Annotated in this window: 18 protein-coding genes; 8 read left to right on the forward strand and 10 right to left on the reverse strand. The window is 38.6% G+C overall.

All coding sequences use genetic code 11. The features are described 5' to 3' along the window. Nucleotides 1-256 precede the first annotated feature (256 nt). Nucleotides 257-1,633 carry a magnesium transporter gene (mgtE, locus tag HX021_RS08865; protein ID WP_286589819.1) on the reverse strand — a complete coding sequence of 459 codons (1,377 nt, stop codon included), beginning with the start codon at nt 1,631-1,633 and terminating at the stop codon, nt 257-259. Nucleotides 1,634-2,285: 652 nt separating this feature from the next. Between mgtE and HX021_RS08870 the strand changes: the two genes are divergently transcribed. Continuing rightward, nucleotides 2,286-5,132 carry a TolB family protein gene (locus tag HX021_RS08870; protein WP_286589821.1) on the forward strand — a complete coding sequence of 949 codons (2,847 nt, stop codon included), beginning with the start codon at nt 2,286-2,288 and terminating at the stop codon, nt 5,130-5,132. A gap of 10 nt (nt 5,133-5,142) precedes the next feature. Here HX021_RS08870 and HX021_RS08875 read toward each other — a convergent pair whose 3' ends face one another. From HX021_RS08875 to sppA, 3 genes are all read right to left on the reverse strand, one after another. Then, nucleotides 5,143-5,985, reverse strand: coding sequence for an endonuclease/exonuclease/phosphatase family protein (locus HX021_RS08875; RefSeq protein WP_286589823.1), 843 nt, complete (start codon nt 5,983-5,985; stop codon nt 5,143-5,145). A 208-nt stretch (nt 5,986-6,193) separates the two neighbouring features. Next, on the reverse strand, nt 6,194-7,384 hold the full coding sequence (locus HX021_RS08880) for a phosphoglycerate kinase (protein ID WP_286589856.1): 1,191 nt from the start codon (nt 7,382-7,384) through the stop codon (nt 6,194-6,196). Between the two features lie 111 nt (nt 7,385-7,495). Next, on the reverse strand, nt 7,496-9,262 hold the full coding sequence (gene sppA, locus HX021_RS08885) for a signal peptide peptidase SppA (RefSeq protein WP_286589826.1): 1,767 nt from the start codon (nt 9,260-9,262) through the stop codon (nt 7,496-7,498). Between the two features lie 226 nt (nt 9,263-9,488). On the opposite strand from sppA, the gene folK reads away from it, so the two are divergent. Together folK and HX021_RS08895 are read left to right on the forward strand one after the other, a co-directional pair. Next, on the forward strand, nt 9,489-9,992 hold the full coding sequence (folK, locus tag HX021_RS08890) for a 2-amino-4-hydroxy-6-hydroxymethyldihydropteridine diphosphokinase (protein WP_286589827.1): 504 nt from the start codon (nt 9,489-9,491) through the stop codon (nt 9,990-9,992). Then, nucleotides 9,973-10,317 carry an Hpt domain-containing protein gene (locus tag HX021_RS08895; RefSeq protein WP_286589828.1) on the forward strand — a complete coding sequence of 115 codons (345 nt, stop codon included), beginning with the start codon at nt 9,973-9,975 and terminating at the stop codon, nt 10,315-10,317. Before folK ends, HX021_RS08895 begins: the two co-directional genes overlap by 20 nt. Here the strand turns inward: HX021_RS08895 and HX021_RS08900 are convergent, their stop codons facing one another. Both HX021_RS08900 and rho read right to left on the reverse strand, forming a co-directional pair. Next, the gene (locus tag HX021_RS08900) at nt 10,318-10,998 is read right to left on the reverse strand and encodes a CDP-alcohol phosphatidyltransferase family protein (RefSeq protein ID WP_286589829.1); all 681 of its coding nucleotides are present in this window, start codon (nt 10,996-10,998) and stop codon (nt 10,318-10,320) included. A 74-nt stretch (nt 10,999-11,072) separates the two neighbouring features. Next, nucleotides 11,073-12,572 carry a transcription termination factor Rho gene (gene rho / locus HX021_RS08905; protein ID WP_286589830.1) on the reverse strand — a complete coding sequence of 500 codons (1,500 nt, stop codon included), beginning with the start codon at nt 12,570-12,572 and terminating at the stop codon, nt 11,073-11,075. 299 nt (nt 12,573-12,871) lie between these two features. Between rho and HX021_RS08910 the strand changes: the two genes are divergently transcribed. The 3 genes from HX021_RS08910 (at nt 12,872) to HX021_RS08920 (ending at nt 16,853) form a co-directional block, all read left to right on the forward strand. Continuing rightward, entirely contained in the window at nt 12,872-14,599 is a 1,728-nt protein-coding gene (locus HX021_RS08910) for an MFS transporter (protein ID WP_286589831.1), read from the forward strand. A 241-nt stretch (nt 14,600-14,840) separates the two neighbouring features. Then, on the forward strand, nt 14,841-15,704 hold the full coding sequence (locus tag HX021_RS08915) for an N-acetylglucosamine kinase (protein ID WP_286589832.1): 864 nt from the start codon (nt 14,841-14,843) through the stop codon (nt 15,702-15,704). A 327-nt stretch (nt 15,705-16,031) separates the two neighbouring features. Continuing rightward, on the forward strand, nt 16,032-16,853 hold the full coding sequence (locus tag HX021_RS08920; protein WP_286589833.1) for a UDP-2,3-diacylglucosamine diphosphatase: 822 nt from the start codon (nt 16,032-16,034) through the stop codon (nt 16,851-16,853). A 56-nt stretch (nt 16,854-16,909) separates the two neighbouring features. Here the strand turns inward: HX021_RS08920 and HX021_RS08925 are convergent, their stop codons facing one another. Both HX021_RS08925 and HX021_RS08930 read right to left on the reverse strand, forming a co-directional pair. Further along, nucleotides 16,910-17,593 carry a metal-dependent hydrolase gene (locus HX021_RS08925; protein WP_286589834.1) on the reverse strand — a complete coding sequence of 228 codons (684 nt, stop codon included), beginning with the start codon at nt 17,591-17,593 and terminating at the stop codon, nt 16,910-16,912. Nucleotides 17,594-17,603: 10 nt separating this feature from the next. Continuing rightward, nucleotides 17,604-17,909 carry a YbaB/EbfC family nucleoid-associated protein gene (locus tag HX021_RS08930; protein WP_286589835.1) on the reverse strand — a complete coding sequence of 102 codons (306 nt, stop codon included), beginning with the start codon at nt 17,907-17,909 and terminating at the stop codon, nt 17,604-17,606. A 99-nt stretch (nt 17,910-18,008) separates the two neighbouring features. On the opposite strand from HX021_RS08930, the gene HX021_RS08935 reads away from it, so the two are divergent. Beyond that, nucleotides 18,009-18,650, forward strand: coding sequence for a substrate-binding domain-containing protein (locus HX021_RS08935; protein ID WP_286589836.1), 642 nt, complete (start codon nt 18,009-18,011; stop codon nt 18,648-18,650). 121 nt (nt 18,651-18,771) lie between these two features. Here the strand turns inward: HX021_RS08935 and HX021_RS08940 are convergent, their stop codons facing one another. After that, entirely contained in the window at nt 18,772-19,764 is a 993-nt protein-coding gene (locus HX021_RS08940) for a DUF8457 domain-containing protein (protein WP_286589837.1), read from the reverse strand. A gap of 213 nt (nt 19,765-19,977) precedes the next feature. On the opposite strand from HX021_RS08940, the gene HX021_RS08945 reads away from it, so the two are divergent. After that, nucleotides 19,978-20,559 (forward strand): thymidine kinase, encoded by a 582-nt coding sequence (locus HX021_RS08945; protein ID WP_286589838.1) that lies wholly within the window; start codon nt 19,978-19,980, stop codon nt 20,557-20,559. Between the two features lie 297 nt (nt 20,560-20,856). Here the strand turns inward: HX021_RS08945 and HX021_RS08950 are convergent, their stop codons facing one another. Then, nucleotides 20,857-23,580, reverse strand: a complete 2,724-nt coding sequence (locus HX021_RS08950) for a carboxypeptidase regulatory-like domain-containing protein (protein WP_286589839.1) — start codon at nt 23,578-23,580, stop codon at nt 20,857-20,859. Nucleotides 23,581-23,596 lie beyond the last annotated feature (16 nt).

The raw sequence follows: 23,596 nt of genomic DNA on the forward strand, positions 1-23,596 counted from the left end.
AGTGTTTTTCAATTTTTCGGAGACCCTATCGCGTTTCCGTGATGCAAGTATCGGAAGATTATTAGAATAGTACAAATTTTTTGAGCACATTTTTTACAACTTCCTAAAATCCAATTAGAATAATTTATTTTTCTTTTTCTTGCAGTGCCATAAAATAGCAGCACAAAAATTACTCGAATATAATCCAGCCTTACACCCCCACAAAGCCTGATATTGCTGTTGCTTTTCAAGCTTAGCAAGAATAATCATTGCCCAATCAGAGTAATACTCCTTTCAGAATTAAGGTCGCCACGGTAAAATAAATCAACAGCCCTGTTACATCGACCAAAGTCGATACAAATGGCGCGGATGAGCTCGCCGGATCGGCCCCTAACCTTTTCATCACAAAGGGCAACATGGACCCCATGAGTGAGCCCCATAACACCACCCCCACCAAGGACAAGGAAATCACCAAGGCCACCAAAACCCAATACTCCCCATAGCTATGTGCAAAAGATTGCCAGGCCATAATCCTTAAAAAACCCAAAGCGCCAAGAATGAGTCCCAACAGCAACCCCGACAAGATCTCCCGACGCATCACACGCCACCAATCGGAAAGCGTCACCTCTCCGAGCGCCATAGCCTGAATAATTAATGTCGAAGCCTGTGAGCCACTGTTACCGCCACTGGAAATAATCACCGGCATCAATGCAAACAACATGATCGCACTCGCCATCTGCTCTTCAAAATGCTCAATGACCGTAGCAGTCAATAATTGCCCCAAGAACAGAACAATTAACCAACCCGCTCTTTTCTTCACCAGATTTTTAATAGACACATCTAAATAGGGTTCATCCAAAGCTTCAGTACCACCGATACGTTGCATATCTTCCGTATATTCTTCATTGGCTACCCATAAAATATCATCCACCGTTACAATCCCAAGCATGACACCTTGACCATCGACAACTGGAAGCGCAACTCGATTGTTCATTCTGAAAATATTGATCGCTTCTTCCTGTGGGTCATATGCGTTCAGCGAAATCAGCCGGTAATCAATAAGATCACTGACAATAGTTTCAGGCTCGGCCATCAGCACGTCCTTGATCCGAATATCATCGATCAATTTACCATTTCCATCAATCACATAAAGCACATCAATTGTTTCAGAATCCTTCCCATATCGACGGATATGCCCCAAGATTCGCTCGATGCTCCAATGCTCCTTTACCGTAATATAATCAGGAGTCATCAGGCGCCCGACACTATCCTCAGGATAGCCTAATAAAGCTAAAGCTTCTACCCTATCCTTGGGTGGTAAAAGCAATATTAAATGCTTTATATCGTCCTTCATTTCGGAGAAAAAAGAAGTCCGATCATCAGGAGGCAATTCATTGATCAAAGCACTGATTTTTGCCTTGGAAAGTTTTTTGAAAATTCTATTCTGAGTAGGAAAATCCAGGATCCTGAAAACGTTTACTGCACGGTTCAAATTTAAGGATTCTATAAAGAGTGGACCATACTCAGGCAGTTCATCAATCAGCTCTTCAACCTCTGAAATATTTAACTCATTTAGAAATTCTTCTAGCCCCGCAAAATCACCTTTCGCTATCAATTGTTCTATTTGACTTACCTGCATTTCCAGTTCTTCCATATCTTCCTATCAATTTTATAATCCTACATCTGTACAAAAGTTATATGCTACAAAAATCGTTTTTTTAACGTAAAATCTGAATAAAAAATTAAATAATAAAAATGTAGCTCAACTGCATGAAAATTTCGTCCCCAGCAAATAGCATCATGAAAAGGGAATAGTAAAAAAATGACATTTTGTCATCAATAAACATAAACGATCTACAACCTCAGTTTTGATCAAAATCACGATAAAAAAATCAACACAAACAGCATCCACAGATTGAACCCTCATCAGCGAACAATGGCAGACCAAATACGCTACACAATGCGCCGGTCATCAAGCAACGAAAACTTTACTCCCGGATAACACACCTTTTTTATACTCCCCAAAAAATATCCAAATATTTTCTACACCATTTATCTTTAAGCTGAATATTTAAGTATATTCGTCATGTATTTCAGCTTCTTCACAAGAAGGTTGCCGGAGAAAGAAAACAAGCGTTATCAACTGATTTTAACACTAAAAAACAGGCTAAAAAAGGTACAATTATAAAAGTCATAAAAACCTATAAATCAGAGATATTACAATAATAATAAAAACATATAGTTAACACAAAAACAGTATTTTTAGCTAAAAAAAATAGCAAACACAAGATAAACAAAAATATACAATGTATAAAAAATTTATTATCAACATATTAACACTTACAATATCAATAATATATTCACAAAAAACATATGCACAGTTTTTTGATGACAGTCAAGCTCCTTTGAGCCAAAAATGGTTTAAAATTGAGACGAATAATTTTCAGCTTATTTTCCCTGAAGAGCTAAAAAGAAAAGCCCCTACCCTAGCCCGTCAGCTCAAATGGTCCTTGGAGACAACAGGCAGAAATTACAAAACTGTCCCTCGAAAAATTCCTTTCATTATCCACAATACCCATTTGGAAACAAATGGATTTGTACAACTTTCACCCCGGAAATCTGAGCTATATAGTACCGCTGGAGCTGAACCGGACAATCAGACCTGGCTACCAAATCTCATCCTTCATGAATCTAGACATGTAAGTCAATTTGACAAATTGACAGGAAAACTAAAAGCCCCATTTTTCGAACAGCTCGCATTGGCCTATTATGGATTAACAGTACCTTCTTGGTATTTCGAGGGAGACGCGACCCTGAGCGAAACAATATATTCCAGTGGCGGAAGGGGAAGACTACCTTCTTTTGAAATGCCGATCAAAGCAAATTTGTACTCCGGCCGCAACTACAGTTTCGACAAATACTTACTCGGTTCATATCGGGATATTGTCCCCAGTTACTATACAATTGGGTATTTGATGACCTCAACGCTAAAAGCCAAATTACCGCCGAACTATGAAGCCGATTTATTTTCCGAGCTTAACAAACATCCACTATATCCCTATAATATTAATCGGGTGCTGAAGAAAAAAACAGGTGGTAATAGTGCACATCTATTTACCGAAACGCTGGCCAATATGGACACAATATGGAAAGAAAAAACAGCACTATATCACTATCAAAAATACCCAGAAATCAATAGCCAAAATCCCACTTATTACAACAGTAATTTACTTCCAAAAACAAAGGATAATTACATTTATTTTATCAAACAAAATCCGCAAAAAACACCTGCAATATTTGCTTATGACAGTGTCAAAAAAACAGAATTTCAACTGGTAAAAACCGGTATCCAATTAACACCACATTTTGATATAAAAGCAGATCATATCGTATGGGATGAGCTCAGAAAAGATCCTCGTTATAATAAAAGGACCTATAGTATTATTCACATCATGAACTTAAAAACCGGTAAAATAAGAAGCCTTTCCAAACGGTCACGATATTATTCACCTGTTTTTAGCCCCGTAGAGGAAACAATAGCCTGCGTTGAAGTAGATTTATCCAACGACAGCTTTCTTACCCTCATAAGTGTTAAAAACGGCTCTATCCTTAAACGGATAAAATTAACCGATTCAGAACAGCTACAACAGCCGGCCTTTAGCCCTGATGGAAACAAAATCATAGCCATCCGTTTGTCCGAAATGGGTACTGCGTTATGTGAAATTGACCTAAAAAATGACAAGATCACCAATCTTACCGATTGGGGGAATCAGCAATACGAAAGACCTCAATACCTTTCAGGTATGAATATACTCGTAAAAGCAAACTTCAATGGTATCGATAATATTTATCGCATTGACCTTAAATCAAAGCAAAAACACCTTTTTACCAAAGCGCAATTCGGTGCATTCAATCCTTTTTATGACCGAAAAAACAATCAGTTATTCTTTAATGACTATCAATACAATGGTTATAAAATAAGCCAAATACCATTGGATACATGCTTTGATATCCAGCCAGAGATCGATTATTTTTCCCATTACTACCGTGCATCCATGGGCAAGGACAACATCCATAGCATGGATAATGTTCCTGTCGATTCCAACCAGCACGACCAAATCCTTCCCTATAAGGGATGGGGAAGAACCTTCAACTTTCATAGCCTATCTTTGAGTAGCAGTAACTTTGAAAGCTTCGACAACTTCAAACCGGGTATTTTCTGGCTTTCAAACAATATCCTTAACACAACACAAGTAGCACTTGGCTACGAATATGATACTGACATCAGAAAAGGGATATATTCTGCCGAACTTACTTACAATAAATATTTTCCTAAGTTATCCCTACGATACGAAAATAGAGGGCAGATAGCCGCAGCCAGCAGCCCCAGTAAACCCGATAGTAGTATTAAATTTGATTGGAGAGAGCATTATATCTCTTCACAAATATCCATCCCCTTGTCGTTTTATAAGTTGGACTACAATTACGCTACAGGCTTCAACTTCGCGACAGCTTACTTAAAACGCTATGGACTTAGTCGCAACGACTTGAAAAATTTCAACTATGAAACAGCATTTCCGTTGACCTACCAGCTCTATTTCAACCGCAATGCCAGAATGGCCAGCATGGACCTCTACCCTAGATGGGGCCAGAATTTTAGTGTAACTTATAGGCATACACCTTTTGAAAACAAAGCTAAAGGTGAAATTCTATCCGCCAGAACGATTTTCTATTTGCCAGGATTTGCCAACAACCATGGTTTTCAAGTCCGATTAAGCGCACAGGCAGGCACTGGGATCTACGAATATATCAATGACATCCCGCTCGTCAGTGGATTCAGCTATTATAAATATGAGAAAATTAAAAATACATTATTGATCAATTACCGATTTCCTGTCGCATACCCTGATTTTGGGTTGGGCTCGGTAGCTTACATTAAACGAATAAAAGGTGGAATATTTGCCGATTATCAAAATATTCATAAACAAAAAGAAGTAGGACCAAAAAGCTTCGGCGCCTACCTATCCTTCGACTTCAACGCTTTTCGATACCCGCTTCCTGATTTTGAATTCATGATGAAGGGTACTTATATCAATGATCATACAGCGACGCAGCGCATCGTTCCAACAGTAAGCTTAAATTATACCTATTAATTGTTTTGGATTAAGGATGGATGGCCCAATTAAAATTCAAGGCCAATGCATAATGGTCAGACAGTGGTAAGCCCCTTGAATTCGTAAAGAGATTGTTTTCTATGTTATAATCCCTGGCCATGAGACTTAAATGTTTATCGCTCCGATACAGTATTTTATCGATCGATTCGCACTCGTTACTGATCGACAACATGTGCGGTGGTTTAAATTCATGTTTTGCTTCAGGTGCCAGCCCTCCATTTTGAAGTTCAACCCAACTGTCCACCAATGCGGTAGATAGCATAAAATCATGTAAATTATCATCATTGAAGCTATAATGCGCATTAAAATCCCCCATCACAATTAAAGCATTGTCCAAAGAATGCTCCTCAATATAATCACGCAGCTGATTGAGATTATCCCGTCGGGCACTGGATGCCCTCCGATTGTTTTGTGCATTTGCATGCACGTTGTAAACGTCCAGCCAGACACCTTTCACAATTTCAACTTTTACCAAGGTAAACCCTTTCGGCGTTAGAAAATCTGCTCCAGTACGTTTTCGCCATGGTATACGGACAACTTCAGTCATCGGAAAACGGGACAAAGTATTCAATCCATCCCCAAATGGCACCCTTCCTTTTGTTTTTGTCCGGTATGGGTGCTGATTCCCACCACGATAGAGGCTATTATTATAGTTGAAATCTTCCTGCACATTCACAATATCAAATGGATTGATCTTTTCCCCAATTTCAGCTATACTCCTGCTCCTACCTGTGATTGCTGAAGATATAAGACCTGGCAATCCCGCTACATTATATGTCAACACTGAAAAAAAACCTGAACTGTCTCTTTCCTTTTTCTGATTAGCATCCATCAATAACTACATAAATAAACATGTTAGCCTAAATTTAGCAAATACCCTACAGACTCACGCCCCGCCCTATATATATTTAACGGATAATTGATTTAATGTGACATTACATTTAAAACCGTGAACAAGCTACGAGGCAAACCTCTTTTGGAAATCCACCCCACAAAAAAAGGGATAATGTTAAATTATCCCTTTTCTGTCTAAAGAAACATTAATCTTCAAGTGCTTTCACACCTGGAAGAACCTTTCCTTCCATATATTCTAGAAGCGCTCCGCCACCAGTACTCACATAACTCACATCTTCCGACATACCAAATTTGCTGACCGCTGCAGCCGAATCCCCACCACCGATTAAGGAAAATGCGCCGTTTTTAGTTGCTTCCACCACAGCATCAGCCACAGCTTTAGTACCCTTAGCAAAGGTATCAAACTCAAAAACTCCCATCGGACCGTTCCAAAGTACCGTTTTTGACTCCTTGATAATCGATGCAAAATTTGCGGCAGACTCCTTACCAATATCCAGACCTTGAAGATCTGCCGGAATCTGATCATTTGGACCATCATATACATTTGCATCGTTAGAAAATGCATCAGCGATCTGTGCATCTGTCGGAATCACCAGATTCACGCCTTTTTCTTTCGCTTTCTTAACTAACTCATTAGCAAGATCAAGTTTATCCATTTCTACCAAGGACTGTCCTATTTCACCTCCTCTGGCCTTGATAAAAGTATATGCCATTCCGCCACCGATCAACAAGTTGTCAACTTTATCCAATAAAGCCTCAATCAATTGAATTTTATCGGAAACTTTGGCTCCCCCCATAATCGCTGTAAAAGGTCGAACTGGATTATTTAAAACTTTCTCGGCATTCCCAACTTCAGCCGCCATTAAATAGCCGCTATATTTAGCTCCGGAAAAAAATTGTGCAATGACTGCAGTTGAGGCATGCGCTCTGTGTGCCGTACCAAAAGCGTCATTTACATAAACATTACCTAGCTTTGCCAGCTTTTCAGCAAATCCAACATCACCTTTTTCTTCCTCTTTATAAAAACGAAGGTTTTCAAGCAACAGAACTTGACCAGCTTGCAGATTTGCTGCTTTTTCTACTGCTTCTTGGCCAATGCAATCATTGGCAAATTGCACATCGGTACCCAATACTTTCGCCAGATGTGAAACGATATGCTTTAATGAATACTTATCAGTAGGACCATCTTTTGGTCTTCCTAAATGGGACATCAATATTACGCTTCCACCGTCGTTCAAAATTTTCTTTATTGTTGGGGCTGCTCCCTGAATACGGTTATCATCCGTAATATTGAAATTTTCGTCCAAAGGAACGTTGAAATCTACGCGTATCAGGGCTTTTTTGCCTGCAAAATTTAAATCGTCTACTGTTTTCATCATGTAACTTTAATGTTTTTGGATTTGCCGTTTGCCAAACGAACAGCTAAATATATAAAAAGGCATTTATTTTTACTAGAATAAATGCCTTTTTATCGAATTAAATTATCCTTAATGAATCTCAACCGAATAAGGAAGTCTCGCTTGAACGCCACTTTGTTCCGTGGCCTTTCGCATCAGGTCAAAATACCGATAATATTCTCCCATCTGCTCTTTTGCTATCCAGACTTGGACTTTTTCTTTCGAATTGTTCAATATAGCCGTAAATGGATCTTCTTTTTCAGGGTATTGGGATACTTTATATTTGCTTAATTTTGCCTTTTGGGCAGCAGCCCGGATAGCCGCATCCACGCCCCCCAGGCGGTCAACCAATTTATTGTTCAACCCTTGCGTTCCAGTCCAGACCCTTCCCTGACCAATACTATCCACATCAGCAATCGACAGCTTACGTCCATCAGAGACAACTTTAGTAAAAGTAGAATATACCTTATCTACCTCCTTTTGAATGATATCACGCTCCTCAGCAGTCAGCGGACGGTCAAAGGTGGTCATCAGGTCGGCAAACTTGCCTGTTTTCACACCATCATAATGTACCCCAATCTTATTGTTCATCAGATTCTGGAAATTTGGGATTACCCCAAATACCCCTATTGATCCAGTTATCGTGGTTGGTTCTGCGAATATTGAATCTGCAGCAGCTGAGATATAATAACCACCGGACGCAGCCACATCCCCCATCGACACGATCACTGGTTTTACCTTTTTCGTCAGGATCACTTCACGCCAGATAATGTCCGATGCGAGGGCTGAACCTCCCGGTGAATTAACACGCAGCACAACCGCCTTCACCCCATCATCTTCCCGAAGTTTTCGGAGCTCTCTGGAGAACTTATCTCCACCGATCTCCCCAGGACGTGCCCCCTCCCCATCAACAATTTCTCCCACAGCATAAAGAACAGCAACCTCTGCACCGCTGGCATCATCTTTTAGCTTTTTATTATAATCTAACAAAGAGACAAAAGAAATCTCATCTTTTTCAGCAATTTTTAATCGTTTCCTCAAATCAGACAATAACTCATCTTTATAGATTTTGGCATCAGCCAGCTTATAATGTACAGCGTCATCAGCATTTCTGACCCGGTAGTCATTCGCAATGGCACGCAACGAGTCCGCTGCGATCTTCCGGCTAACCGAAATATCCTCAATGAAAGTATCATAAATACTGCCCAGATAAGATGTTACCTGAAGACGGTTTGGATCACTCATTTGGTTTAGGAAAAAGGGCTCTACCGCACTTTTAAATGTCCCAACCTTAACAATCTGCATCTCTACACCCACCTTGTCCAATAGATCTTTGTAGAACATCGTAGAGCTCGCAAGACCTCTAAAATCGATCGTACCCTGAGGATTAACATATACCTTATCCGCAATACTCGCGATATAATAGGATTTTTGATTATAGCCCGAATTGTATGCTACCACAAATTTTCCAGTTTTTTTAAATGCTTGCAGTTCCTCACGGACTTCTTTCAAACTTGCAAAACCAGTACCGATACTGCCTGCATCGATATAGATACCCTTGATATTTCCATCTGTCGCAGCATATCTGATCCGAGCTATAATATCATCTAGCCCAATATTTTTTGTCGAATATCCCGGAAGATTCAGGCTTCCCAAAGGATTATTCTCACTACGTTCAGTGATATCATAATCGAAAGACAGGTATAACACCGAATTGCTCTTGACCACAACCTCCTGATCGGAAGATGCTGAGCTGATAATTGCTCCGATGATTCCCATAAAAATAATAAATAGCACCACAAAAGAAATAACAATCCCTGTGATGGTAGCCAATACATACTTAAAAAATGATTTCATATTTTATAATTAAATCCGATGATCTGTTCATGTTTATAGATGGAACAATCTATTTTACACTAAAGGTAATGCAATATTTTTTATTCACACAGTACTTTATTTCATCTATACTTATTTTTTATCTGATTTTCTCAGCTAAGGCAACCTAATCAACTATTCGCATGCTTCCATTCCATTAAAATGATTTTTTGATCAGGGGAATTCATTAAAACCTTAATTTAGCAATATGAATGAAATTTTTATATTGTTAGGCACCAATCTCGGAGATCGTTTACAACAGCTTTTGCAAGCAAGACAACATATTGAAACGGCCATTGGAACGATTGTTAAAGCCTCTTCAATCTATGAGACAGCTGCTTGGGGAGTTGAAGATCAGCCCGCATTTCTGAATCAGGTTATTTTGGTACATTCTTCTTTGTCTGCAATTGATTGTTTGCAATCCACACAGCATATTGAACTGGAATTAGGGAGAGTCCGAAAAAAAAAATGGGGTGAAAGAGTGATTGATATTGACATCTTATATTTCAACGAAGATATCATTGATCTTCCAAACCTCAACATCCCGCATCCCTTTATTTCAGAAAGAAGATTTACCCTAGAACCGCTCGCTGAAATCGCCCCTGGTTATGTACATCCGGTTTTCAAAAAAAATAACGTATATTTATTAAATAATTGCAGTGACGAATTACCGGTAAAGAAAATTAGCGACGATGAACCATATCGACATTGATTTGATCAGGCAAAACATGTTTGACAATTCAGAATTAATCAAACAATTCGTATCCATGTACCTTATTCAGACCCCCGTTGATCTTGACAATTTACGGAGTGCACTGATCCAAGGCGATCTTCAAAAAATTGCTGATGCCGCCCACCACATCAAACCGACGATGGATTACATTGGTGCTTTTCATTTGAAAGACAAATTTGAAGAATTAGAGACAAATGCAAAAAATCAGGAATCCCTTGAAGGCCTGAGAGCAACATTCGATGTATTGGATGTCGAAATGAAAGAATTGCTTTTTGAGTTGGAACAATATGAGAAAACGATCTGATTAGATCGTTTTTTTATTAAAATGAAATGCCGACAATATAAAATACAAGAGAAGAATAAGCGGCAATGCCATAAACTGTCCAAGGATAAACAAGATTACCGTCAATATCAAAAATATAAAACGAAATTTATTGGTCTTCCAGTCCATGGAGTTAAATTTCATTGAAAACAGCCTAATTTCACTCACCAATAGAAAACTCGTCAATAACACACTACCGATCAAAAAATAGGGGTTTAAAATAACGTTAGGATACTTGTCCGCGATATAAGGTAAGGAGAGTACATAAAAAGTATTCATTGGTGTGTTTAATCCAATAAAATCTGAAGTTTGCCGTTCATCCAGGTTAAATTTGGCCAAGCGCAAGGCTGAAAATACAGTTACTATGTAACCTAAATAAGGTAATGGCGACCCTTCGGGAAACACCTTGAGCAACAGGGTAAACATCAGTGTACCTGGAAGAAATCCAAAACTCACCATATCCGCCAAGGAGTCCAGTTCTTTACCGATGAGAGATTTGACATGAAGGAGTCTGGCGACCATACCATCAAAGAAATCAAATATTCCTGAAGCGAGCACACATATGGTTACCGCTTTAATATTGCCATCCAAGGCCATCAGTACAGCGATACAGCCACTGAAGAGGTTTAGGCAAGTCAGCAAATTTGGAATATGTTTTTTCATCAATGATCTATTTTCTATAAAAAAAGCCATCATTCTATTAAAAATGATGGCTAAAATATCAAAATTTGATGGGATTATCCATTCATACTGATCAAAAATTCTTCATTTGATTTAGTACCACGCATTTGAGCTTGTAAAAACTCCATTGCTTCGGTAGAATTCATGTCCGACAAGTGGTTGCGGAGCACCCAAATACGCTGTAAAGAATCTTTGTCGGTCAATAGATCATCACGACGTGTGCTGGATGCTGTAATGTCAATCGCAGGGAAAATACGTTTGTTGGCCAACTTACGATCTAATTGTAGTTCCATGTTACCAGTTCCTTTGAATTCTTCAAAGATCACTTCATCCATTTTTGACCCTGTATCTGTCAACGCTGTAGCCAGAATAGTTAAAGAACCACCATTTTCAATATTCCGGGCAGCACCAAAGAAGCGTTTTGGTTTATGCAATGCATTTGCATCCACACCACCAGATAAAATCTTGCCTGATGCAGGGGCCACAGTATTGTAAGCGCGGGCCAAACGTGTGATTGAATCTAATAAAATTACCACATCATGACCGCATTCTACCATACGTTTTGCCTTCTCAAGTACGATATTGGCAATCTTCACATGACGGTCAGCAGGTTCATCAAATGTAGATGAAACAACCTCAGCGCGAACACTTCTGGCCATATCAGTAACCTCCTCTGGACGCTCATCGATCAATAAGATAATCAAATATACTTCAGGATGGTTTTTAGCTATCGCATTGGCAACTTCTTTCAACAAATTTGTTTTACCAGTTTTTGGCTGTGCAACAATTAACCCACGTTGACCCTTACCAATGGGCGTAAACAGATCCATGATCCGAGTGGAGTAATTTCCCACACCCATATCAAGATTTAAACGCTCATCCGGAAATAAAGGTGTCAGATAATCAAATGGTACACGATCACGTACCTCTGCTGGGTTTTGTCCATTAATGGCTTCTACGCGCACCAATGGAAAATATTTCTCACCTTCTTTAGGAGGACGGATACAACCGCGTACGGTGTCACCTGTTTTTAAACCAAATAATTTGATCTGAGATTGTGATACATAAATATCATCTGGAGATGTCAAATAGTTGTAGTCTGAAGAACGTAAGAAACCATAACCGTCAGGCATGATTTCCAATACCCCCTCATTAACGATGACATTGTCAAAATCTGTGCTCGAAGAGGTATTTTCTACTTTAGGTGCTTGAGGTGCTTTTTCAGCTTGAGCACCATTATCTGTGGTTGCTGAGCTTTCTGCCGCAGCAGCATTTTCATCATTTTCTACAGTTTCACGTTTTCTTACTGTGACAGGTTCCGCAGTTTTTACTGTTCTTACCCGTTTACGAGTGCGTTCACCATGTTCTTGCGTATCTTCCTCCACTTTAGCGGCTTTCTCAGCAGGCGCTGAAGCTGCTTCCTCTTCCCCACCAGTATTGCTAATTCTTTCAATTAATTCTTGCTTACGCAACTTATCAGCATCTGCGATACCGATCAACTTAGCAATCTCGCGCAATTCTGATACGAGTTTAGCGTTTAATTCGTTAATATCCATTAATGTGTTGTGTATGATTTTTTGGATTTTCTTTTTTGAGCTTTATTCTGATTATACACTTAAGCTAGTTTCCTTGATCAAGTGACATAAAGAACTTAATGATTTCTTTTAAACCCGAAGTGGATTAAATATTGAGAACCTAGACAAAGAAAAAAACAAATTTTGTTATTTCAAAATATTTCAAAAAAAATATTTACTATTGTAGCTAGTAAAACGATTTAACTACATTTTTAGGTTGAATTTTATATTTTTTTTCATAAGTTCGTACCTTTCAAATTTAAAGATTTTAGATCCCTTATATGGAACAGCAACAAACTAAAACCAATTACCCCGCACTCTACACACTGATTATTGTGTTTTTCTTTTGGGGTTTCATTGCAGCAGGAAACAGCGTCTTTATACCGTTCTGCAAAAATTACTTTCATCTCGATCAGTTTCAATCTCAGCTTATAGACTTTGCTTTTTATACGGCATATTACATCGGCGCATTGTTATTGTTTATTTTCAGCTCAATCGGCGGAAAAGATCTGGTGGGAAAATGGGGTTACAAAAAAAGTATCGTGTATGGCCTACTTTTCTCTGCATTGGGAGCTGCTGCAATGATCGTGGCAGTAGAAGTCAACCTATATGTAGGTATGCTGCTTGGACTATTTGTTGTTGCACTTGGTTTCTCGCTCCAACAGACTGCTGCTAATCCGTTTGCTGTTTTATTGGGAGATCCAAAAACTGGTGCTTCTCGTGTTAACCTTGGAGGGGGAATCAATTCTTTTGGAACAACGATAGGCCCACTGGTTATTGGGTTTTCTTTATTTGGAACATTTGAACCAATTTCTGATTCTGAAATTGCCAACCTACCATTAAATAAAGTGGTATACCTTTACGTTGGTGTCGGTCTTTTGTTTCTTTTAGCTGCAACCCTATTCAATTTCAGCAAGAAAGTGCCTGCCGGAATTAGTGACGAACCGATGGAAAAAGCAAACAAGGCATTACGGACATTGATCATCATGACCATTCTATTGTTCGGTATGTTTACTCCGGTATTCTTAAGTTATAAAAGTGATTTAGCACTTCATATTGAACAATTACACAAACAAGTTTCCGGCTTGACAGACCAAGTACAGATCGAGCAGCTAAAACTGCATATTAAAGAGGTTGCAAAACCACTGGAAACCCAACGTATGATGTGGTTGGCTGGAGCACTTGTGGTGGTTATCGGAGGATTGTTGTTTTCGAATAGAAGCGCTCAAAAAAATCCTGAGGGCTGGGGAGCAATGAAATACCCACAATTAGCCTTAGGAATGCTTGCTTTATTTATCTATGTAGGTATCGAAGTGGCCATTGGTAGTAATTTGGGGGAACTGTTAACATTGAAAGAATTTGGTAACCTTCAATCTTCACAGATTACACCTTATGTATCCATGTACTGGGGCAGTATGATGATCGGCCGTTGGGCTGGTGCCATTACTGCATTCAACCTAAGTAAATCCACTAAAAACGGATTATTGATTATCGTTCCTTTGATTGCTTTCTCAATCATTATTGGCGTAAATACCCTTGCTGGATTTGAAATGTCTCATCTATATTACTATGTCGTTTGTATTATCCTTCAGATCATAGCATTCTACTTAAGCAAAGAAAAACCAGCACGCACGTTAATCATTTTTGGATTATTTGGCATCATTGCCATGTTGATCGGTTTATTTTCCTCTGGGACAATCGCTATTTATGCGTTCTTATCCGGTGGACTTGCTTGTTCGATCATGTGGTCATCTATCTTCAGCTTATCAATTGTTGGTTTAGGAAAATATACTGCACAAGGATCTGCTTTCTTAGTGATGATGATTCTTGGTGGTGGTGTACTTCCTCCTATTCAAGGAAAACTTGCCGATATCATCGGAATACACAATTCTTATATCTTGCCTTTGATTGGTTTTTGTTATGTTGTTTTCTTTGCTGTATTCGTCAAAGGAATACTTACCAAACAAGGTATCAATATTGATGAAATAGAAGCAGAAGGTAGTCATTAACACCATCAACTAATTGTAAATAGTACACTATTTAAACAATTTTATTACACATTTAAAAAACCGGCTTAACACTAGTGTTAAGCCGGTTTTTTATTATTATATGGAAGGACAAAAAATTTATTTTTTCAAAAATGCACCTATAAATTGTGATATTTAAAATTAAAAAATGTATTTTCGGGGAATTGATCAATGAATTGATTACTCATTTTATAACGATAAACACAATTAAAACTACTCAATAATGATAATCATTGCTGACGGGGGATCGACAAAAACAAACTGGTGTTTGTTAGATGATTCAAATAAAAAAATCTACTTCAACACAGAGGGGTACAACCCTTATTTTGTTGATAGTGAATACATTGTAAACTCCCTAAAAAAAGGACTACCACATGATTTACCCTTTGATAAAATCTCAGAAGTAAATTATTATGGTGCTGGGGTACATAACAAGGAAAAAGCGCAAATCGTTGTTGACGCCTTACAACAAGTATTCACTACTGCACAAGTTGAAGTAGGGCACGATCTTCTTGCTGCTGCAAGGGCATTATTAGGATCTCAAGCTGGATTTGCAGCAATTTTAGGTACAGGAACTAACTCTTGTCTCTATGATGGTAAAGAAATCACCTTAAACATTGATTCTGGAGCTTACATTTTAGGTGACGAAGGATCTGGCAGTTACATTGGTAAGAAATTACTTGCGGATTATGTACGCAATTTAATGCCCAAAGATGTAAAAGAGATGTTTTGGAACACATATAAAATGACAAAAGATGAGATCATGGACGCAGTTTATACCAAGCCAATGCCAAATCGTTTCTGTGCAAGCTTTAGTAAATTCGTATATGATAACAATGTCAATATTGAATATACACGTAACATTGTCGATGAAGCATTTGAAGCTTTCTTCAAAAATCTAGTCAGCAAATACCCAAATTATCAAAGCTATACGTTCAACTGTATTGGTTCTGTGGGCTATAATTTTAGAAATGTATTGTCAGAAAAAGCCGAGCAGTATGGCATGAAAGTCGGTAAGATTTTACGCTCTCCTATCGATGACTTGGTGCAATTCCATATTGACAGGGCTACAACTGCCGCTAAATAAAAGTAATCTTTAATAGACTAAAAAAGGTATCCTGCAACAGTTGGATACCTTTTTTGTGCCATATCCAACCCATTACCCGAATAGTTTCCAGCTCAATTACACAACCTAACATGAACTTCCAATAAACTTATTTACAATAAGTTTAGGATATTGTAATAATTTCATAACAGGAATTTCATTGATACAAAATAAAAGTATCCGTTTTTTGTAAAAGAAGATGCACAGATTATTCTGGTGAAACCATCAAGAGTTTAAATAAGCTCAAAACGAAAAAATAAAATACCGCTCAGGATAGCTTCATTTTCAATAAAAGACAAATTTATAACGATGAAAAGAAGCCTTGATATACTTGTACTCTCAGACCTCCATCTAGGTACTTACGGCAGCAGAGCCAAAGAACTTTTACTTTATCTGGAATCCGTTTCACCAAAGATACTGATCCTCAATGGTGATATAGTCGATATTTGGCAATTCAAGAAAAGCTACTTCCCACAAGAACACTTAAAGGTCATCAAGAAGATCATTGATATGAGTTCCTCCGGTACCGAAGTGCACTATATCACCGGTAACCATGATGAAATGTTACGTAAGTTTACTGATCTTAAGCTGGGCAATATCAAGCTCAGCAACAAGTTGCTTCTCTCACTCAACCATCAAAAAGTATGGATATTCCATGGTGATGTATTTGATGCTTCCATTCATCACTCCAAATGGCTCGCAAAGCTCGGTGGATGGGGGTACGACAAATTGATTCAGCTCAATAACATCATCAATTATTGCCTAGATAAATTGGGTAAAGAGAAATATTCCCTATCAAAAAAGATCAAAAGTTCTGTAAAAAAAGCTGTTAAATATATATCAGACTTTGAACAGACAGCAACAGAACTGGCCATTGAAAAGAACTATGATTTTGTCATCTGTGGACATATTCACCAACCTCAAATAAAAGAAGTAATTACCAGAAAGGGAACATGTACTTATATGAATTCAGGCGATTGGATTGAAAACCTCAGTAGTCTGGAGTATAAGAATGGAGAATGGAAATTGTTCTATTTTGAAGAAAATAAAGAACAGATTCTCAAGAACAAAATCATCGATATGCCGCTTTTTAGTCTTGAAGATTTAAAAAAGATTGTCATCTCATCTTAAACTCCAAAACAGTGACCAGCTAAAAAATAAAAAGCCGAGTTAACTCGGCTTTTTATTTACAATTCAATTGTCTCTCCGATTTTTGGAAGAGAAAGCGAAACGTCTGTGTTCTGAAATTTATCAAGTGCCAGCTGTTTATCAATTTTAATCGGTGGGAATGAATCATAATGAATGCCCACAACACGGTCGCAATTGATAAATTCTGCGGCCTTGATAGCATCATCCACATCCATTGTATAATAGCCACCGATAGGTAAAAATGCCCAGTCCAAGCCGATGTCAGCCAGTAATTTCATTTCCATTGTCAATGCTGTGTCGCCGGCAAAATAGATCTTTTTTCCTTTGACATTAAACACAAATCCCACTGGTAATCCGCCATATTGGCCATCGGGCGTACTATTTGTATGGACCGCATAGACCATTTTGACAGACCCAAAAGGTAATTGTACCGTACCTCCTAAATTAAACTCGATCACCTTGTCTTCAGGAACGCCCTGTTTTCTAACCCATTCCGCAGTTTCAACAATAGCCAATACAGTAGCACCACTATTCTTTTGAACTGTGGCCATATCAGCTACATGATCCTGATGACCATGGCTCAGAAAAATATAATCCGGTTTAATCGTGTTTACATCAATGTCCTTGGCCAATGGATTATAGGTAACGAATGGGTCCAGCAGCACTTTAATTCCATCAAAATCAAACTCGACGCAGGATTGTCCGTAATAAGTTGCTTTCATTTTTGTATGTTTATTGATTAAATAGCCCGCCTAATCCACCCAACATATCTTTACTGGCAGCCTGCATTTCGGCTTGACTGATATTTTCTGCTTGGGATATAGCTTTATTTAACGCCACGACCATTAGTTCCTCCAATTCTTCCTTATCTGCATTAGACAAAAAAACAGGATCTATCGTAATCTCCTTAATTTCTTTATTGGCTGTTGCCACTACTCGGATCAATCCTCCCTCCACTTCTCCAGATACTGAAATTGAATCTAACCTTTTTTTGATCTCTTCCGCTTTTTGTTGCGCTTGAAATAATTTGTCAAACATATTTATACCATTTATTTTATGCCAATTTACAAAAATCCACGAATACCTACTATTGCTAATTTACTTTCGCTAATGCTACCCTTTTTGTATTTTTGCAGCATGCAAAGCAATCAAGAAAAATTAGTTGCCCACTATGTTGAACTGCTGGGTCTAAATTCCCGGTCTGTTTCGTCGGAAATTTACGATAAATTAATCTCCATACAAGCCGAACTCATCAGTATTGAAGATGTGATCACTTATATCTCCAAAATTGGGCAGGTGCTAAATACCGAGGACAGCGATGTGGCAGATAAGACTGCCGAGCTGATCGAAAAAATTGAAGATGAAACCAATATTTTGATCCACAAGCTTAAATTCATTTCTAGTACCGATCGGCCCAAAGTGCTGGCTTTGGATCAGGTTCATCCCCTCAAAATCAATGATTCACCTTTCCTTCAGGAATCTATTAAAATTGCTGGTGGAATACCTGTCCTGGATGGTGGAGAAGCCGATAAGATTATCCTTATAGATTCTAGTGCTGATGCATTTACCACTGTTCCCCGATTGCTGGATCATCCAGCTATTGCTTCATCTAAAGCAATTGAACTCGATCAGATATTTATCATGACAAAACCGCAGTTCTCCCATATTCCAGGATACGACTATTTAACCGAACTGGAATCCTTGGCAGAAATTTTTCAACCTAAATATTTTGTTTATGGACATGAGGGGAATGATTGGCTACAATTTCAATTAAAATAAACCGGTCCAAAAACACCATTGAACAACGTTTTCAATAAAAAAACTGCTTTAACAGTGAATTAAAGCAGTTTTTAATGGCTATCCTAAAGAAGATAAATACCAAGAATATGTTTAATTTTCTTTAGTTATATCTTCTTCGCAAGACCTCGTATAATTTCTCCACTGTATGAGGTTTATCCGCCCATTTATTTTTGACAGCATAATTCGTCTGCAGGAACGCATCAGCCTCGGCATAGCTACTAAACCTGTTCAATAGCTCTACCGCTTCACTATAGGCCAGACTATAGCCGTTAAACAAATCCTTGATAAATAAAAGTTTATCATTCAGGCTGATACCCGTTTTAATATCCGTTAGCTTCTCAGCACTACCAGGTTGGTTCACTTGATATACCCTATTTTGTACTCCAGCCTGCTTCTGCTGAGAAATAATCTCATTCAATGTCAACGGTCTTGAAGGAGTCTCTTCCACCACCGTATTGACCTCTTCCTGAATGACATTCCGCTCTGGTTCCTCAATAACCACCTCCTTTGGTTCTTCTACCACTTCTGTCACCACTGCTCTCACATGATCTGTTTCATCCACTATTGGTTCTTCAGTTTTATCCAGTGCCGGGCTTTCGTTTTCACTGTCAACACGAAGTTCATTGATCGATTTATCCTCTTCATCTGCGACATCTTCAGCTACAAAAGACCTAGCTTGAGTAGGTTCTTTATCCACAGTTATTTCACTTCGGACTTCCTCATCCTGCACGGGCTCTTCTTGCTTTAGGAAAACATCACTTTGTACTTCTTCCTGTGTGTTTTGGGGCTGTGATGAAGACCTTATGGCAGATGGCGGTGTAAAGTAATCATTAAACGCGATCTTCTTACTTTCCATTGCCGTAGGACGCAATCCAAGGGCAGATTTCTCATCTTGCAGTATCACACTTGTTTTCAGTAAAGTTGCATAAGCCGCCAAGGATTGTGCTTTTGCTTCCAATGTAACTAATTCATTAACTTCAGACAGGTTATGCTGTTCTGACAAGGACAAATACTGTGCATTCAAATCCTGTAATAAATCTCCGATCTTATTAAAAATTTCCTCTTTAGTACCCATAATTATATTTGAAATCACCTGTTAATCGTTTATAATATCCATGCATTGAACTGATCTAAAAGTGGAAAACTCAATCCTTTGATTTATAAATATTTGGATTTATGCTCCCTTTTTTGCTAATCAAATTTAATATTTAATTCTGATATTAGCATTGTCAAAAACAGAATATGGGAAGTCAATACACAAATAACACCTTATTTGTTGACTACCCGATAAAATTAATTTAATCAAATGCTTTTTTCCGAACATAATTTGGCATTGAGACCCGCTCAATATGGAAGTATTGAAATCATCTGTGGCTCCATGTTCTCCGGTAAAACGGAAGAATTAATCCGTAGGTTAAAGCGGGCACAATATGCTCGTCTCCATGTCGAAATTTTTAAACCTGCTGTTGACAAACGATATGATGAGAAATTGGTTGTTTCCCACGACAGTAATAGTATTCCCTCCACACCGGTGGAGCATTCTTCATCCATACTATTATTGAGCTCAGCAACCCAGGTTGTGGGCATTGACGAAGCTCAATTTTTTGATGACGGTTTGACAGAGGTATGTGTCAAATTGGCAAACAGTGGTATTCGCGTTATTGTAGCCGGATTGGATATGGATTATAAAGGTCAGCCTTTCGGCCCTATTCCAAACTTGATGGCTATCGCTGAGCATGTCACCAAAGTGCATGCTGTATGTATGCAATGTGGGGCACCTGCAAACTATTCTTATAGGCTTACAAATGATACTGAGAAGGTTCTTCTGGGTGAGAAGGAAGCTTATGAACCACGTTGTAGACAATGTTATTATCATATTCTTCCATAGAAAAAACAGCAAATTCCTAACAACTTTTCAAGTAAAATAAGAGCTATCAGCAAAGATTTTTCAGTAAAGATCTGCCAATCTTGTTCCTGATTCAATTTGGCATAAGATTTGAAATATACCTCCTAAATAAGAAGATTAGCGCTTTTAGTAGCGACAAAATACTTTTCATAATTTAGGTTTATAATTGGTTAGTTTACACCTCCTTGCCCATCAAGGAGGTGTTTTTTTATACACAAAACGCAGCCCTTCATTGCAAAAAGGCTGCGTTTAGAACATATGAGGATATCTTAAATCCTATTATGGTTGTACACTATAATTGATCACCTTGCGTCCGATATTACCAGTTTGGTCCATCCCCTCCACAATGACTTTGTAGTTGCCATTGCCATCGGCATTATAGAAATTGATGGCTGCCTCTCCAGTCTCACTAACCGTGACTTTCGGATTCCAATATATCGTTGTCCTTAAATCGTTGACAGCCTTTTTCTCAGCCGTATCATATTTTGGCTGATAGAATTTACGTTCCTTCACATAGCCCAATGGATACATGTCAATAACATTCGATTTTGGCAAGAGTTTCTCAATTTCACTTAGGGCCATCCGAGGCTTCTTGGCTTCCACTTTTTTAGTATAGATCGATACGACACCATTATTCTGATACATTCTGGAAACCGTCCCTAATTCATCCCGCAAGAAGATCTCGATTCCTTCAATATCCGCAACATTGATGCTATTCAATCCAGGTTCATCAATGGCCATACCATTCAGGAAAAACTGAACCGGGGTACGTCCCCCTGCATTATAATCCCGCGAAACATAATATTTTAAAGTCTGTGGGTCATAAGTAATACCTGTCAGGACAGTCTGAAGACACATCGTCAACACGGTACAGCCAGTCAACCGATCTGGTTCGATACGATGTTCGGGCATTGACAGTCCTGAAATAGCAGGAAAGTCCTTATTGGTGATTACTTTTTTCTGTACGCCGGTTACCTCTACCTCATCCAGCAAAATAGACTTCCGGTATTCCTTACGGCTATTATTCAGATAAGGAGCAAAAGCTTGGTCAATATTAGGGACAAAATTACTCTTATAACCATTATTTTTATCAATTTCAGGGTAATAACTTTGGTCCATATTGATCACAAGACTACGATAATTATCATTTGATCTCGCATTCACGGTTACTTTTGAAGAATCCGGGAATACCAGATCTTTAAAAGCAAAACGTCCATTCTGATCCGTATAAACATCTTTTTTAATATTGCGGGAAGGAACCGTCAACAATAATCCACCATTTGGATAAGGACGCCCTGTATTCATTCGGAGAATCCCCGAAAGTTCAATACCCTGTTCTGGAAGGAAATTGATCTTTGGCAACTTTTCAGCAATCAATGCGGGATAGTCAAAACGGCGATACCCCTGGGTCATGAGCAGCGCATCCAAAGCTTTCTCTCTGTCCGGGTTTTTCTCATCAAAGTAGCTGTTTGGATTTTCCACATTTCCTTTCAGATCAGATGTCAGCAAAAAATTGCTGACAATAGAAAGATCGGCCTGGTCATTATACGGGACTTTAGACTCATCAATTACGGCAACCGAATAATTCCCGGGATATTTCTGACCATTATTGTCAACAGCCAGCTTTAAACTGACTGAATCTTTTGCTTTATAGTTTTCCTTATCACTTGTTACCTGGATGTTCAGCAATTTCTCGCTTTGAACAAATGCCAAACGCTCGCTCACGGGTTTTCCGTCTGGTGTCAATAAAGTTACCTGAACAACACCATTTGGTAAACGTTCTTTCGGAATGTTGATCAATGCAGATGACGATTTCAGGTTTACCTGAGCTGCAAAACACAGGTGCCCATTGGATTGTACCAGAACGTAATACGACTGTCCCTGATTTTTCGTAAAGTTCTCCTCACTGGTTACCACGGCGAATTCGGCATTTGTTGTATCTTGTTTAACAAATACTACATTTGTCTTGTCATTCACGACAGCAGGCAGTTTATATTTCCGTTCCTGCCCATTACCAAATTTTATCACGGCCTCATAGTTTTCTCCCGCCATAGGCATTAAAGAGAAATAGCCCATCCCAAGCCCAAAGTCCGAAAATTCTGCAACTGATTTACCTTTGGAGTCTACGATTGTACCCTTTACTTTCAAGCTTTTACCGTCAGATCCTACCGCTTTAAAGGCGACTTTTTTTGCCAGTCCTGCAATTAAATCACCACCTTCTGGGAAAAATTGTACATCAGCATCCCACAAAGCATTCTTCAACAGAAAAGAGCTTGACAAAGGTTTTTCGTCCTTACTTTCCTGTACACTCACTTTTAATTGACCTTTCTCCAGATTGGCTTTTTCCTTTGCCGATAGGCTAATGGTCACTTTTCCCATCGCATCCGTTTCAGACTTCCCCTTATCTAAGGTTTCCCATCCAGATACAAATTCCCAGTTGACCTTCGAATTGATCAGGGGTTTACCCGTGCGGTCCCTGAATTGTATGACCGCCTGACTTTTATTCCCATTGAGATTATTTTGAAACTCAATATTTGTAATCATTTTTTTATTGATCACATCACCGATCGGGACGATCTTATTGAAGAAATAGGAGGCGTCAAAATTGGCCATCCATTTCGTATAGGCTCTAAATCGATAGTTATCCTGCGACATAAACTGTGGGTCAAGTACCATCTGCCCATTACCGACACCCTTTTCCAGCGGGATTCTAAAGGTCTGTATCAGTGAGTCCCGGCTATTCAGTACTTCAACATAAGCAACCTTGCTCGGCTCATATTCAGCAAGATTACGCGATAAATAAGTAGAAAACCATAATGTATCACCTACGGCATAATAAGGTTTATCAAAATGCAGGTGTAGTTTTTCAACAGGATAGACTTCAAAATATTTCTGAACTCGTTCTACGATCGTATTAACAGGTAAAGTAGGGGTAGTCTGTGCATATGTAGACCCTATTCCTAATATTCCTATCGATAAAGTCAATAGTTTTATGTGCTTCATGAAAGTCTTAGAATTT

Origin of the sequence: Sphingobacterium sp. N143 (assembly GCF_030325625.1) — a bacterium.
Lineage (GTDB): Bacteria > Bacteroidota > Bacteroidia > Sphingobacteriales > Sphingobacteriaceae > Sphingobacterium.